Here is a 14987-nt window from a genome sequence, read left to right as displayed (position 1 = left end):
GGAGGAACCCGTGCGCGCATCGCATGCCCGGACACCCTTCCATGCCATGCGTTCGGGCGCCCTTGCAGTCGCCATTGTTGCCCTCGCAGCAGGGGCCCACGTGCTCTCCGGCGGCGCGCTTCCCGTCGCGCCCGTCCTGCTGGCAGTCCTCGCCTTGACCGGGCTCGTCACCACCCTTGCCACCCGGTTCAGACTCGGGTTCCCGGTCATTGCCGCACTTCTGGGAGCCGGCCAGTTGGTCCTGCACGAAGCCTTCACAGCATTCGGTCCGCTCACCGTCCCGGCTCCGGGGTCACCGGCACACCACTTGGCGGCCGGGCACCTCTCCCCGCCGATGGGCGCTGAAACAGTGCATTTTCACGAGGTCGACACTCCCCTCAGCTGGTTGATGCTGACCGGGCACGCCCTCGCCACTACCGCTTCGGCATTGCTCCTGGCCAAGGGCGAGCAGGCGCTATGGCAGCTCGAGGCCTGGCTCCGTCCCCTCCTGCAGCTCATCCGCCTGATCTTCAGGCCCGACGCCGGCAGCTCAGCTGTTGCGTTCAGCGCACCTGCCGTGTTCATCCCCCGCCCGTGGCGGAACCTCAGGCAAGACAGCAGACGCGGCCCGCCCGCCGTCGTCGTACCCTCCTGACTCCGCCCGGCACCGCCTTCGACTGGTGACGGGCACATCCCCGCACTTTGGCGCGCTTTCGCGCGCCCATTGAAAGGCAACAACCATGAACAAGTCCTTACTCCGCCGTGCCGTCTCCGCCACCGCAATCGCCGGCGGCACCGCAGCACTGATGATGGCCGGGCTCGCAGGCGCTTCTGCGCACGTCTCCGTCAACCCGGACAAGACCACCGCCAACTCGTACGCCCTGCTCACGTTCGGCGTCCCGCATGGCTGCGACACCTCGGGCACCACCAAGCTGACCATCAACCTGCCCGAGGAACTGACGGACGCCACGCCCACAGTGAACCCCAACTGGACGGTCGAGAAGGTGACGCAGACGCTGCCCGAACCCAAGAAGCTGGCCGACGGCACATCGATCACCAAACGCACCAGCCAAATCGTCTACACGGCCAAGGCCCCGCTGGACCCGCACTTGCGCGACGCACTGGTCCTGTCCGTGAAGCTGCCCGACACCGCTGGCAAGACCCTCTACTTCCCCACGCTCCAGAACTGCGAGCAAGGGCAGACAAACTGGGCTGAAATCCCGAAGGACGGCCAGGACCCGCACTCGCTGAAGGCTCCGGCTCCGTCGGTGGCAGTCACAGCCGCGGATACGACGGCGGGCGATGGTCACATGGCTGCGTCCATCTCCACTGAGCCGGCAGCTTCCGTGACCGACGACGGATCACAGGCGCGCAGCTGGGCCGGCCTGATCGCCGGTGTGGCAGGGCTCGGGCTGGGTGGTGCGGCCTTCTTCCGCAGCCGTTCCGCGAAGGCTTCAGTGTCCAAGTAACGGGTCCTCCGGGTCGGCGTCCGGAACATTACGATCCGGGCGCCAATCCGGCGCCGCTGCCGCGCCGCAGTTGACTCCGGCAAATGACGACGAAAAGCTGTGCGCATGACGAATATGCGAGTCAAGAACGGTCTCCTGCTCACGACGGCAGCAGCCTCGGTATTCCTGCTCTCCGGCTGTTTCCAAAGCCAGGCCCAGCCCTCGGGCTCAGCCGTACCCAGCGACACGGCTTCGGCCTCGTCGTCACCGTCGGCCTCGAGCACTCCTACTTCAAGCGGTAGCGCCACGCCATCGAGCACCGGGACGACGGCATCCGGCGTTGCTCTCTGCAAGGCGGGCTCGCTGACAGCTTCTGTCGACTCCACCGGGGGCGGAGCGGCAGGCAGCGTCTACATGAAACTCATCCTGACCAACTCTGGCACGGAACCCTGCGTCCTTAATGGCTTCCCGGGCGTCTCACTCACGTCTGGAGCCACCGGCGATCCGATCGGCGCGGCTGCCGCGCGCGACGACTCCCAGCCTGTGACACAAGTGGTTCTCGCTCCGGGGAAGGCCGGTTTCGCCCAGCTCCGCTACACCCAGGCCGGCAACTACCCCGAATGCACCCAGGCCCCTGCCGCCGGTTTCCGGGTCTACCCGCCCGAGGACACCGCCTCGCTGTTCATCCCGCAGCAGCGCACGGCCTGCAGCAACACCAATATCAACCTCCTAAGCGTCCAGGCGTTCCAGGCGGGGTAGGACGGGCGGGGGCTTAGCCCCTGATCCTTATCTTGCGCTGTTCCTTATTCTGTCAGTGCCGTGAGGCATGATGGAGGAATGCAGGAGCAGGAGCTACCGGGCAGTCCTGGCAATACGGCCATGGACCGGTTCAGTCGTGCCACGCGCGAGTGGTTCCTCGGTGCTTTCTCCGCGCCCACACCTGCCCAGGATGGTGCGTGGAAAGCCATTTCTTCCGGATCGCACGCCCTTGTGGTTGCACCCACCGGTTCCGGCAAGACCCTCGCAGCATTCCTGTGGGCGCTGGACCGGCTCTTGTCGGTGTCCCCTGATGTTTCGGCTGATCCCCTTCCAGGGCTTGAGGAAACAAGCGGCCGCGCCCGTGCCAAAGCCCCCAAGCGCAAGACCCGCGTCCTGTACATCTCACCCCTCAAAGCACTCGGCGTCGACGTCGAACGGAACCTTCGCTCGCCGCTAATCGGCATCACGCAGACCGCCAAACGGCTCGGGTTGCCGGCCCCACTTGTGAGTGTCGGTGTCCGCTCAGGAGATACGACGACGGCGGACCGCCGCGCGCTGCTCAGCCACCCGCCGGACATCCTCATCACCACGCCAGAGTCCTTGTTCCTCATGCTGACGTCCAAAGCCCGGGAGACGCTTAGCGAGGTGGACACCGTGATCGTCGACGAGGTCCACGCGGTCGCAGGTACCAAGCGTGGCGCGCACCTCGCGGTGTCCTTGGAACGGCTTGATGCATTGCTGCCAAAACCCGCCCAACGGATCGGCCTCTCGGCCACCGTGGAGCCGCGCGAGCTCGTCGCACAGTTCCTTGCTGGCTCGGCACCCGTGGAAATCGTCGCGCCGCCGTCGCGCAAGAACTGGAACCTCAGCGTCAGCGTTCCTGTGGAGGACATGTCGGACCTCGCGGGAGCTGCCGGCGCCTTCGACTCCGGGCCAGCCTCCGGGCTCCAGCCGCAAGCATCCATTTGGCCGCATGTCGAAGAGAAGATCGTTGATCTTGTGCTGTCGAAGCAGTCCACGATTGTGTTTGCCAACTCCAGGCGCCTCGCGGAGCGACTCACTGCACGGCTGAACGAGATCTATGCGGAGCGCCAACTCATGGCGGTGGAGGTGTTTTCTGCCGCTGCGGATTCGGTGCCGTCCTCGGGGCTGCCGTCCTCGACGGCGACACCGGCGCACATGATGGCCCAGGCCGGAGGCACTAGCGGTGCCGATCCGGTCCTGGCCCGCGCGCACCACGGTTCAGTGTCCAAGGACCAGCGGGCACTCATCGAGGACGACCTCAAGTCCGGCCGGCTGCGCTGCGTTGTAGCCACGTCATCCCTGGAACTCGGCATCGACATGGGCGCCGTGGACCTGGTGGTCCAGGTCGAGTCGCCGCCGTCGGTGGCCAGCGGACTGCAACGGGTGGGCCGCGCCGGCCACCAGGTGGGTGAGATTTCCGAAGGCGTGCTCTTCCCCAAGCACCGGGCAGACCTCGTCCACACCGCCATCACCGTGGAGCGGATGCTGAGTGGAAAGATCGAACGCCTCCATGTTCCCGCCAACCCCTTGGACATCCTCGCCCAACAAACGGTCGCGGCCACCGCGCTGGGAAGCATCGATGTCGAGGAGTGGTTCGCCACCGTCCGCCGCTCGGCCCCTTTCGCAACGCTGCCCCGCTCCGCTTTCGAAGCCACCTTGGACCTCCTGGCCGGACGGTATCCCTCGGACGAATTCGCCGAACTCCGGCCGCGCATCATCTGGGACCGGAACGCCGGCACCATCGAAGGCCGCCCGGGAGCACAGCGCCTTGCCGTGACCTCGGGCGGAACCATCCCCGATCGCGGACTCTTCGGCGTGTACATCATCGGCACAGAGACCGAAGGCTCCGGTGCCGGCTCTGGCTCCGGCCAGAGCGGTGGGGCGTCCGCGCAGGAGCCCAGTCCGGCGTCGCGCGCTGCCAAAGGCGGCCGACGCGTCGGCGAGCTCGACGAAGAAATGGTCTACGAATCACGCGTCGGGGACATCTTCGCTTTGGGTGCCACCAGCTGGAAAATCGAGGACATCACGCACGACCGTGTCCTTGTCTCGCCTGCCTTCGGCCAGCCCGGAAAACTTCCCTTCTGGAAGGGCGATTCCTTGGGCCGGCCGGTGGATCTCGGCCGCGCACTCGGAGCATTCGTGCGTGAGCTTTCCGCTTCGGATCAAGGTCCAGCGCTGGAACGTTGCAAGGCCAGCGGGCTGGACGACTACGCCGCGGGCAACCTGCTCCAGTATCTGGGCGAACAGAAGCAGGCCACGGAAGTGGTCCCCAATGACCGGACGCTCGTGGTCGAACGGTTCCACGACGAACTCGGCGACTGGCGCGTGGTGTTGCACAGCCCCTTCGGCATGCCGGTCCACGCACCATGGGCCCTCGCCGTCGGGCAACGGCTCCAGCAGCGCTACGGGCTGGACGGTTCCGCCATGGCCGCCGACGACGGCATCGTGCTGCGGGTGCCGATGATGGAGGACGAGCCTCCCGGGGCTGAGCTTTTCCTGTTCGATCCGGAGGAGCTTGAGCAGATCGTGACGGCGGAGGTTGGCGGCAGTGCCTTGTTCGCCTCCCGCTTCCGCGAGTGCGCCGCGCGTGCCCTGTTGTTGCCGCGGCAGAATCCTGCGAAAAGGCAGCCGCTGTGGCAGCAACGGCAACGCTCGGCGCAATTGCTGGATGTCGCCAAGAAATACCCTTCTTTCCCCATCGTGCTCGAAACCGTGCGCGAATGCCTGCAGGACGTCTACGACCTTCCGGCCCTGAAAGACATTGCCGCTTCGATCGAGCGGCGGGAACTGCGCTTGGTGCAAACCACCACGCAGCAGCCCTCACCCTTCGCCAAGTCGCTGCTCTTTGGGTACGTGGCCCAGTACTTGTACGAGGGCGATTCTCCGCTCGCCGAACGCAGGGCCGCCGCTTTGGCCCTCGATTCCACGCTCCTGAACGAGCTCCTCGGCAGGGTGGAACTGCGCGAGCTCCTGGACGCGAAGGTCATCGAGGCCACCGAGCTCGAGCTCCAGCGGCTGGCACCGGACCGGCAGGTCCGTGGCATGGAAGGCGTCGCGGACTTGCTGCGCCTGTTGGGCCCCTTGAGCGTCGAAGAGGTGGCTGCCCGTTTGCAGCCCGAAGGGGTGGAAGCTTCCCCGATTGGTTCCCCGGATTTGCCCGCGTTGCATCCGGCGGCCGCATCGCATCTGGCCGCCCTGCGTAAGGCCAACCGCGCCCTCACCGTGACCCTCAACGGCGTTGAACGATTCGCGGCCATCGAGGATGCGGCCCGGCTCCGGGATGCCATCGGCGTTCCGCTGCCCATGGGGGTGCCGCTCGCCTTCATCGAACCGGTCCACGATCCACTCGGGGATCTGGTCTCCCGTTATGCACGAACCCACGGACCGTTCACGGCCGAGGAAGCTGCTGCGAGGCTGGGACTGGGTGTCGCCGTCGTGGGCACCGCGCTGAAACGCCTCGCGGCGGACGGCCGTGTAGTTGAAGGCGAGTTCCGGCCGCACCCGAGTGCGCCGGACGCGGTTCCCGATGAGGGGGCGGAACTCTTTACGGCGGAGGCGCCGGAACTCCCCGCTGTCGCGCTCCGCGGAGTCCCATTCGGCAGCGAATGGTGCGATTCCGAAGTGCTACGCAAGCTCCGGCGTCGTTCGCTGGCTGCGCTGCGCGCCGAAGTGGAGCCAGTGGACGCTGCTGCGTACGGCCGGTTCCTGCCCGCCTGGCAAAACGTGTCCGTGTCCTCTGCCGGCCGCCCTGGTTCTTTTGGAGGCACGGGCGCCCCGGCGCTGCGCGGACTGGACGGCATCATGACAGCCATCGATCAACTCTCCGGCGTGCCTGTTCCGGCGTCGGCCTGGGAGCCGTTGGTACTGGCCAGCCGGATCTCCGACTACCAGCCAGCCATGTTGGACGAGCTCATGGCCGCAGGCGAAGTCTTGTGGTCCGGAGCCGGGTCGTTGCCCGGGAACGACGGCTGGATCAGCCTCCATGTGGCCGAAGCCGCGGAACTGACGCTCAACCCGGACCCTGATTTCGAGCCCGGCGATGCCCAGCTCCGCCTTCTGGAATACCTGCAGGGCGGCGGGGGCGCCTATTTCTTCCGGCAACTCACCGAGGTCGCCGGCGGCATGGATGCTGTCCTCAGCGACGACGCCGTGGTGACTGCCCTGTGGGACCTCGTCTGGGCCGGGCGCATCACGGGCGACACCTTCGCGCCGATCCGTGCCATGATTGCGGGCGGCCGCACGGCGCACAAGCAGCCCGCCCGTCCCCCGCGGGCCAGGTCCCTGCGCATGAGCAGGCTCGGCCGCTCGCATGGCACCGGTTTGATGGGATCCCCAGGACTCACTGGCGGCCGCTATGGCTCGGTCACCGGAACGGCTCCGACTCCCCCGCTCGCGGTTGGACGCTGGTCGGCGTTGCCGGCTCCTGAGCTCGACCCCACTATCCATGCGCGCGGCACCGCCGAACTCCTCCTCGACAGGTACGGCGTAGTAACCCGCGGCTCCGTCATGGTGGAGAACATCGTGGGCGGATTCGGGCTGATGTACAAGGTCCTCGCGCGCCTCGAAGAAGCCGGGCGGTGCCGCCGCGGCTACTTCATCGAGCACCTCGGAGCCGCCCAGTTTGCCGTGCCGGCGACTGTGGACCGTTTGCGTTCCTTCACGGAAGATGCCCAACTCGCCAAGACCGAGCCTGTTGCCTTGGCCCTGGCCTCGACGGATCCCGCCAACCCGTACGGCGCGGCCCTCCCCTGGCCCGCGTTGGCAGTCGACGCCGGATCGGGTCACCGTCCGGGTCGGAAAGCAGGGGCCCTGGTGGTGATAGTCGACGGCGCCTTGGTTTTGTACGTCGAACGCGGAGGGAAGACCTTGCTCACTTTCAGCCATGACGACGCCGTCCTGGCGGCTGCCGCTGCGGCGCTCGTAGGCGTGGTGCGCCGGGGAGCCGTGGACAAATTGATCATGGAAAAGGTCAACGGCCATGACCTCCTGGACACCCCCGTGGCTTTTGCCCTTGCGGCTGCCGGGGCGTACTCCACGCCGAAGGGTTTGAGGCTCCGTGCCTGAGGGCGACTCGATCTGGCGGACTGCCGCGGAGCTGCACAGGGCCCTTGCTGGGCAGACGCTGGTCTCCTCGGACTTCCGCGTGCCCAGGTTTGCCACGCTGAACCTGGCCGGATGGACCGTGTCCGAGGTGGTGCCACGCGGAAAGCACTTGCTCATGCGCTTGCTGGAGCCGGCGGCGGGCGGGAGCACCGCGGCCGGTTCGACGGCGGGCGGTTCGGCGGCGGGCGGTTCGGCGGCGGGCGGGAGCACCGCGGCAGGTTCGACGGCGGCGCCGCGGGACGAGGCCGGACGGCCCCGGCGCGCCTTGACCATCCATTCGCACTTGAAAATGGAGGGAAGCTGGCAGGTCTATGCCCCCGGCGGCCGCTGGAGGAAACCCGGCCACACGGCCAGGTGCGTCCTCCGCACAGCGACGACCGACGTCGTCGGCTTCTCCTTGGGAATCCTGGAAGTAATCCCGACCCCGGACGAGTCCCGCGTAGTAGGGCACCTTGGGCCGGATCTCCTCGGGCCGGGTTGGGACGCCGAAGAGGCCGTTCGTCGGCTGCGGGCCGCCCCGGGCACACCGATCGGCGTCGCACTGTTGGACCAGCGGAACCTCGCCGGCATCGGCAATATTTACCGTTGCGAGGCGTGTTTCCTGGCAGGGGTGCATCCCGCCGCGCCGGTATCAGCTGTGCCGGACCTATTGAGGATGCTCGGGGAGGCCAAGGTCCTGCTCGAAGCCAACTTAGGACCCGGGCGAAGGATCACGCGTGGCACCGCGTTCCCTGGAGTCCGGGGTATTCCCCGCTCTGGCTATTGGGTGTACGGCCGCGAGCACCAGCCGTGCCTTCGCTGCGGAACGCCCATTCGCCGCGGGCTGTTGGGACCGGCGTCGGGGTTGGAAGACCGGACCATCTATTTCTGCCCGGAGTGCCAGCCCGCCCGTTGATGCTGCCCGATTCCCTTGCGACGCGGGAATTCCCCAGCGACGCCGGAATTCCGGGGGCGTAGGGAATTTCGCCCGTCGCCAGCACGAATCTGCGTCACGGAGCGGCCGGCACTGCTTCGGGGGCAGCCTTGGGAGCCTTGACCGGAACCGTGAACAGGGGTAGCAACAGTTGCACGACCGGTCCAATGGCCAAGGCGTAGACCACGGTTCCCACGCCGACAGATCCACCCAGCAGCCAACCCACACCGAGCACAACAACCTCGATCAACGTGCGGGACAAGCGCACGGACCAGCCCGTGCGGCGGGCAAGTCCCGTCATGAGTCCGTCGCGGGCACCCGGGCCAAGACGTGCGCCGATGTAGCACGCGGAGGCGATGCCGTTGAGGACTACGGCGCCGGCGAGCATGGCGATCTGGCCACCCAGGTGTGAGAACGCAGGGATCAGGGCCAGGCCGATGTCCGCGAAGACACCCACCAGCACGGCGTTTGCGAGGGTTCCGAAGCCGGGCATCTGCCGCAGCGGGATCCAGAGGAGCAGGACCAGGAAGCTGACAACCACCACGACGGTGCCGATGCTCCACCCGATCTTCCCCGCGACGCCCTGGTGGAACACGTCCCAGGGATCCAGGCCAAGGCCGGCCCGGATGAACATGGCCAGGGAGATCCCGTACATTGCGAGGCCGATCAGGAGCTGGGTGATTCTGCGGGTCATCATGGACCCATGCTCCCGAAAACTGGCATTGCTTTCCATAGCCAGTTTGCAATACTGGTCTTATGCCCGGATCCCTGAACCCCACAGCCATGGTGCGTCTCCTTGGCCCGTGGAGCACTGGCGCCGCTCCCGCCTATCGCGAGCTTGCCGACGTCGTACGCCTCTTGGTGATGGACGGGCGCATCCCGCTTGACGTCGCACTGCCCAGCGAGCGGGCGCTTGCCGTCACCTTGGGGGTCAGCCGGACCACGGTCACCGCCGCGTACGCCAGCCTGCGCGAGCAAGGATTCCTCAGCGGCGGCCAGGGCAGCAGGGGTCGGACGGGTATTCCGCACCGGACGGTTCCCGTCAGCGGACCGGGACTGGCCGTCCCGGATGGGATTCTTGACCTCGCCTATGCTTCACTGCCGGCCACGGGCGAAGTGGTGCACCGGGCTTTCGCTGATGCGTTGATTGACCTCCCTGCGCTGCTGCCCGGTTTTGGCTACGACGCGGTCGGCCTCCCGCCCCTCCGGGAAGCCATCGCGGACCGCTACACAGCAGCCGGCATTCCCACGACGGCCGCGCAGATACTGGTGACCTCGGGGGCCCAGCACGCGCTGAACATCATCTTGAAGACCCTCGCCGGGCGGCAACAAAAGGTCCTCGTGGAGCATCCCAGCTACCCGAACGCGCTCGACGCAATCCGCGCTTCCGGCTCCCGCACGGTTCCGGTGCCGATGCCGCCTGCCGAGGAACCGACGTCGGGCGGCTGGGATATCGACGCCATGGTGGCCGCAATGCGCCACCAACGCCCGGCCATGGCGTACCTCGTGCCGGACTTCCACAACCCCACTGGGCGGATCATGTCCACCCTTCAGCGGCGCCGCCTGGTCCGCGAGGCCACAGGGACGGGCACCGTCCTGGTGGTGGATGAAACGCTGCGCGAGCTGAACCTCGACGACGTCAGCACCTCGCCGCTCGCGGCGTTCAGTCCGGCGGTGGTGACCATCGGTTCGCTCAGCAAATCGCATTGGGCCGGGCTCAGGACCGGATGGATCCGCGCTGAAGAAGACCTGATCAGCCGCTTCGTGCAGACTCGGACAACGATGGATCTGGGCGGGCCCATCGTCGAGCAATTGGCTGCGGCTCGACTCCTCCGGGCCTTCACCGAACCTCTGGACGCCAGGCTTGCGGAGCTGCGGCGGAACCGGGAAGCCCTCCTTGGTCTACTGGCCGAGCACCTGCCCAATTGGCACGTGGAACGTCCGCGCGGCGGACTCACAGCATGGTGCAGGTTGCCCACGCCGTCGAGTACGGCGCTCACCGTCGTCGCCCCGGACTTCGGCGTGCGGCTGGCGGCCGGGCCGCGCTTCGGCGTCGGGGGCGCTTTCGAGCACTTCATGCGCGTCCCGTACACCCTCGCGCCGGCGCAGCTTGAGACGGCGGTGCTGGCACTGCGCGATGCCCAAGCCAGGATCGACGCGTCGCCGCAGCTCCGAAGGACCTTGAAGGCACCCAAGGAAGCCGCCGCCATCGCGTAGCCCGCTGGCGCTAGGCTTACGGGCTGTTACTCGCGCGGCGCGGAGGAGGAACCCATGCGCTGCTTGGCGGTATTGGTGCCCGGACCGACCGGGACATGCGAGGTGGCTCTGGCCAGGCCAAACTGCGGCATGCCGTTGTAGACCACCTCAATTCCCGATGCCAGCACCTGGTAGGTTTCGTGCCACACGCCAATGTCACCGCTTCCCGAGATTTCCTTCATGAAACGTCGCCACGGCCCCAAGTGCGGCGAATCCCTGTCCGCGGCGAAGCGCCTTAGATGCTCGGGGCTTTCCCAATAGCTGAGCAACATGGTGGTGCGCCCGAACCACTGTTCGCAGCCGAGCATCCCGGACTCGGGATGTTCTGCGAGATGACGGAGCATGGTGGGCATTGCCGAGGCCACGCGCGCCACTTTGCCGATCTTCCACCAACGGTTGGCCCGCATTCCGATAAGGAATACGGTCACCGACTCGCGCCCGGTGTCCGCCGTGAAGCGTCCGGGGAAGACTTCCTGTGCCATGTGAATCCTTCGGTCTGGGAACAGTAGTTCAAGTTCCGCTCTTCGAGTTTCATAACGTTGTTATGAAACAATGTTATGAAACACTTGAAGGCATGGCAAGACCCATCGTTCATGACCAGCTCGTCCGGGAGCGACTTCTTCAGGTAACGGCCGAACTCGTGGACCGGGATGGCCCCGCGCGAGTCACGCTCCGGGACGTTGCCACAGCCGCCCAGACCTCAACCACCGCGATCTACTCACTTTTCGGCGGCAAGGCCCAGTTGCTGACGGCCGCCGTCGACGACGGATTCCACTCGTTCGGCGACTCGCAACGCCTCGCCGAAAGCGGTGGGCTCCGAGGCCTGGGCCTCGCCTACCGCTCCTGGGCACTGGAACATCCGGCCTTGTACCGGCTCATGTTTGGCGGCGCACTTTCCACCCATGTGGACTGCAGCCCGACGCCGGCAGTCGCCTCGGAAGCCATGCTTCCCCTCATGGAAGCGGTGACCTCCGCGCAGAAAGCGGGGACCCTTCGCGACGCCGAGGCCACGACGATCGCGATGTCCATCTGGGGGCAGGTCCACGGACTGGTGAGCCTGGAATTGGCGAACATGGACGACGCCGGAACCGACTGGGAAGGGATCTACGCCGCAGCATTGGATGCCGCTGCACGCGGCTGGCAATGACGCCCGAAGTGCCATGCGACGCGCGTGTGGTCTGGCGACACCGGAATCCGGGAGTCGCCAGACCATACGCGCGTCGGCCAGGGTTTTGCGCGTTGCAGCTCTAGGCGTACACCTTCTCCAGGAACCCGCCCCAGGCCTTGGCGGTCAGTTCGGAATCGCCGCTGCCGCTGAAATCGTGCACCGTCATGCCCACGGGGGCTCCGAAGGAGTTGCGGCCGAAGAAGCGGTAGAGCGCGTCGGCGGTCCGCAGGCCCAGGAAGTGCTGGTTGGAGAAGTCGAGCTCCCCGCTCAGCCGCCCCACGCCGTCGACGTCCACCTCAATCATTGAACCCTGCGCAACGCCGTCCACGCCGAGGGCCTTTTTCAGTTGCACGAAACCGTCGGGCGCCTGCGAGGCCGCCGGACCTTGGATGTCGGTGAAGACTACAGGCTTGCCGTCGAAGTACTGAAGGTACTGGCCCAGGGTGTGCAGGTAGAACTCAGCGTGCTTGCTGGCGCCGTCGTACTGCCCCTCCCAGTTGTCCGCGAAGATGCCGCTGTGGACATAGTGCAGCTTGGCACGGCCGCCGTCGAGCGGTTCGAGTACGTGCTCGAGCTGGTTGAACCAGCCGTCCGGCCCGTCCATGCGGGTCACAAGATGGCTGGGGTATTCGTCCACGGTCTTCACGGCCGGCCACTGATCGGTGGGGAACATCCAGGCCGAGGTGTCCTGGGTGACAGCTTGCCAGACCCGTTCAGGAGTGCCGGGCAGTTCGGTGTCGGCCACGATTTCGAATTCACGGTTGTCAGTCATTGTCCTGTTCCTTTTCTGGAGAGTGCTGCGTATTTGTCTTGAGTGCGGGATGAAGTACGACGACGAGTCGGTGCTTGCGTGCGCCGCTCGCCAGTGCGGAAGCTCCTCCGTCGTGGTATTTGTCCACGAGCCGGGTCACCGCGACGCCGAGTTCCTCGGCAAAAGCGGCGCGGTCCGACGCCGAGCGGAAGGTGATTTCGCCGTCGATGGCGAAGCTCGCAAGCGTCTTCTTGGCCGCGGCCGCGCCCGCTATCAATTTGCCCATCTCCTGGACCGTCCGGGCCGCGAGGGCCAGGAGCCAGAAGGCGGAAAAGCGGTCCGAGAAGCGTCGGGGATCCGGCGCCACGGACGCAAGCGCGACCGGCGAAATCAGGTACGACGCCGCCGTCGCGCGCAACACGCGTTCGGTGACGTTGCCCTTCTTCCGTTCCTCCACAAGCTCGACGAGCCCGTGCCGCTCAAGGGCCTTGAGATGGTAGTTGACTTTCTGCCGGGGCAGGCCCACCTTGACCGCCAGCTGGGTGGCGGAACCGGGCTCGACAAGCTCCTGCAGAATGCGGGTGCGGATCGGGTCCAGCGACGCTTCCGCCGCGGCGGGATCCTCGATCACTTCGATGTCCAACATGCTTCCATTGTGCCTACCGACAACTTTTCTTGTCAAGAACTTTTTTCTCGTCGGAGGATTGGGGGACACCGTCAGAGGGAGCCCTGCCGGCCTGTACCGCTGCGGTCGGTGAAGGAGTACCCTGCGGGTATCGCTGTCCGTGAGGTGCAAGATGAGGTTCAATAGTCCGCCCGCTGGGTCCGGAGCCGATCGGCCACTCAAGCGTCGCGGGGGGCGGATTCGGGCTTGGGTGTTACGCCGTCCCGCCCTCGCTGCTTTGTCCATCGTCGCGGTCATTGCACTTGTGGGCGCTGCCGTCTTTTTCGGCACCTCCTGGTCCCGGACACTGGTGGCAGCCGGGGCGGGGGCAGCGGATGGGGGCGCTGCTGGGGCCGTGGATACGGGGATCTCTAAGATCCAGCATGTCATCGTCATCATGCAGGAGAACCGTTCGTTCGACAGCTACTTCGGGACGTTCCCCGGAGCGGACGGGATACCCATGCAGAACGGCTCCCCCGCGGTGTGCGTTCCCGATCCGGCCCACGGCTCGTGCATGAAACCGTACTACGACCCCGCTGACCGGAACTCCGGTGGCCCGCACAGCCAGAGCAATGCCGCGGCGGACATCAACGGAGGGAAAATGGACGGGTTCATCGCGCAAGCCGAGAAAGCCTCGACCAACTGCGCACCGAACGCCCCGGCCTGCGCGGGCGGCAACCAAAGCGACGTGATGGGCTATCACGACGCGCGCGACCTGCCCAACTACTGGGCGTATGCCAAGGACTTCACGTTGCAGGACCACATGTTCGAACCCAATGCCTCCTGGAGCCTGCCCGAGCACCTGTACATGGTCTCGGAATGGTCGGCCAAATGCAGCCGCGCGGGCGATCCGCAATCCTGCGTGAACGCCCTCCAGAATCCGGGCAGTCCGCCGGACTTTACCTCCGCGATCCAGTCCACCCTCATCGGCAAATGCCGGGCCGGCCTGCAAAACAAGGCCTGCCAGGATGCGCTCACTGCAGCCGGAATCACCCCGGACATTGCCGCGCAACTGCACACACTCATCGCGCAAAACTGCGCCGGCTCGGATTCCTATGCGAGTTGCCAGGCCGCGATCGACAAAGCAGCCCTCCCCGAAGCGCTCAAGCAAAAGCTGCTCGCCGCCGCGAAACTGCTTGCTCCCCCTGACTATGCCTGGACCGATCTGACTTACCTGCTCCACAAACAGGACGTGCCTTGGGCCTATTACGTCTTCACCGGCACCGAGCCCGACTGCCAGGACGACGCAGCCATGTCCTGCGCTCCCGTAGCCCAGAACGCGAAGACACCGGGCATCTGGAATCCGCTGCCCTACTTCGACACCGTCAAGCAGGACGGCCAGTTAGGCAACATCCAGTCCCTGACCAACTTCTACGCCGCCGCCAAGAAGGGCACCTTGCCTGCAGTGAGCTGGATCGACCCCACCGGAGCCGTCAGCGAGCACCCGCCGGCGCTGATCAGCACCGGGCAGGCATACGTCACGGGGCTGATCAATGCCGTCATGTCGGGCCCGGACTGGAACAGCACCGCCATTTTCCTCTCGTGGGATGACTGGGGCGGTTTTTACGACCACGTCACCCCGCCCACCGTGGACCAAAACGGCTACGGCCTCCGCGTCCCGGGAATCGTCATCAGCCCCTACGCCAAGCAAGGCAACATCGACCACCAAATCCTCAGCCACGACGCCTACGCCAAGTTCATCGAAGACGACTTCCTCCACGGCCAACGCCTCGACCCGGCCACGGACGGACGGCCAGATCCCCGGCCCGGCGTCCGTGAGGACAACCCTCAGCTCGGCAACTTGGCGAACGACTTCAACTTCAACCAGCAGCCCATCAAACCCGTCATCTTGCCGGGCGGCACAACGTACTAGGCCTCCGTTAGGCGGCGCCCGGGGCGGCACTTGTTGCTGCCCCGGTAGA

12 protein-coding genes are annotated in these 14987 nt (G+C 66.2%); 8 read left to right on the top strand and 4 right to left on the bottom strand.

The annotated features are described in order from the left end of the window. The first annotated feature begins 10 nt into the window (after window positions 1–10). From QRN59_RS02290 to QRN59_RS02270, 5 genes are all read left to right on the top strand, one after another. Window positions 11–634 (top strand): hypothetical protein, encoded by a 624-nt coding sequence (locus QRN59_RS02290; RefSeq protein ID WP_284980895.1) that lies wholly within the window; start codon window positions 11–13, stop codon window positions 632–634. Between the two features lie 85 nt (window positions 635–719). Beyond that, complete coding sequence (locus QRN59_RS02285; protein WP_284980894.1) at window positions 720–1448, top strand: YcnI family copper-binding membrane protein; 729 nt, start codon at window positions 720–722, stop codon at window positions 1446–1448. 105 nt (window positions 1449–1553) lie between these two features. Further along, the gene (locus QRN59_RS02280) at window positions 1554–2186 is read left to right on the top strand and encodes a DUF4232 domain-containing protein (protein WP_284980893.1); all 633 of its coding nucleotides are present in this window, start codon (window positions 1554–1556) and stop codon (window positions 2184–2186) included. A 78-nt stretch (window positions 2187–2264) separates the two neighbouring features. Further along, entirely contained in the window at window positions 2265–7274 is a 5010-nt protein-coding gene (locus QRN59_RS02275) for a DNA glycosylase AlkZ-like family protein (protein ID WP_284980892.1), read from the top strand. Next, entirely contained in the window at window positions 7267–8208 is a 942-nt protein-coding gene (locus QRN59_RS02270; RefSeq protein ID WP_284980891.1) for an Fpg/Nei family DNA glycosylase, read from the top strand. Before QRN59_RS02275 ends, QRN59_RS02270 begins: the two co-directional genes overlap by 8 nt. A 94-nt stretch (window positions 8209–8302) precedes the next feature. On the opposite strand, the gene yczE is transcribed toward QRN59_RS02270, so the two are convergent. Beyond that, the gene (gene yczE / locus QRN59_RS02265) at window positions 8303–8923 is read right to left on the bottom strand and encodes a membrane protein YczE (protein WP_284753130.1); all 621 of its coding nucleotides are present in this window, start codon (window positions 8921–8923) and stop codon (window positions 8303–8305) included. Window positions 8924–8982: 59 nt separating this feature from the next. Between yczE and yczR the strand changes: the two genes are divergently transcribed. After that, the gene (gene yczR / locus QRN59_RS02260; protein ID WP_284980890.1) at window positions 8983–10443 is read left to right on the top strand and encodes a MocR-like transcription factor YczR; all 1461 of its coding nucleotides are present in this window, start codon (window positions 8983–8985) and stop codon (window positions 10441–10443) included. A gap of 26 nt (window positions 10444–10469) precedes the next feature. On the opposite strand, the gene QRN59_RS02255 is transcribed toward yczR, so the two are convergent. Further along, complete coding sequence (locus tag QRN59_RS02255) at window positions 10470–10964, bottom strand: DUF4188 domain-containing protein (protein ID WP_284980889.1); 495 nt, start codon at window positions 10962–10964, stop codon at window positions 10470–10472. A gap of 92 nt (window positions 10965–11056) precedes the next feature. On the opposite strand from QRN59_RS02255, the gene QRN59_RS02250 reads away from it, so the two are divergent. Beyond that, entirely contained in the window at window positions 11057–11629 is a 573-nt protein-coding gene (locus QRN59_RS02250) for a TetR-like C-terminal domain-containing protein (protein WP_284980888.1), read from the top strand. A 100-nt stretch (window positions 11630–11729) separates the two neighbouring features. Here the strand turns inward: QRN59_RS02250 and QRN59_RS02245 are convergent, their stop codons facing one another. Continuing rightward, entirely contained in the window at window positions 11730–12422 is a 693-nt protein-coding gene (locus QRN59_RS02245) for an SRPBCC family protein (RefSeq protein ID WP_284980887.1), read from the bottom strand. Next, on the bottom strand, window positions 12415–13047 hold the full coding sequence (locus tag QRN59_RS02240) for a winged helix-turn-helix domain-containing protein (protein ID WP_284980886.1): 633 nt from the start codon (window positions 13045–13047) through the stop codon (window positions 12415–12417). Before QRN59_RS02240 ends, QRN59_RS02245 begins: the two co-directional genes overlap by 8 nt. A 229-nt stretch (window positions 13048–13276) precedes the next feature. On the opposite strand from QRN59_RS02240, the gene QRN59_RS02235 reads away from it, so the two are divergent. Further along, on the top strand, window positions 13277–14938 hold the full coding sequence (locus tag QRN59_RS02235; RefSeq protein ID WP_284980885.1) for an alkaline phosphatase family protein: 1662 nt from the start codon (window positions 13277–13279) through the stop codon (window positions 14936–14938). Window positions 14939–14987 lie beyond the last annotated feature (49 nt).

Source organism: Arthrobacter sp. efr-133-TYG-118, from assembly GCF_030209755.1.
In the GTDB taxonomy this organism is placed as follows: Bacteria; Actinomycetota; Actinomycetes; order Actinomycetales; family Micrococcaceae; genus Arthrobacter.
The sequence above is the reverse complement of the archived record's forward strand: the minus strand, read 5'-3'. Positions and strand labels throughout refer to the sequence as shown.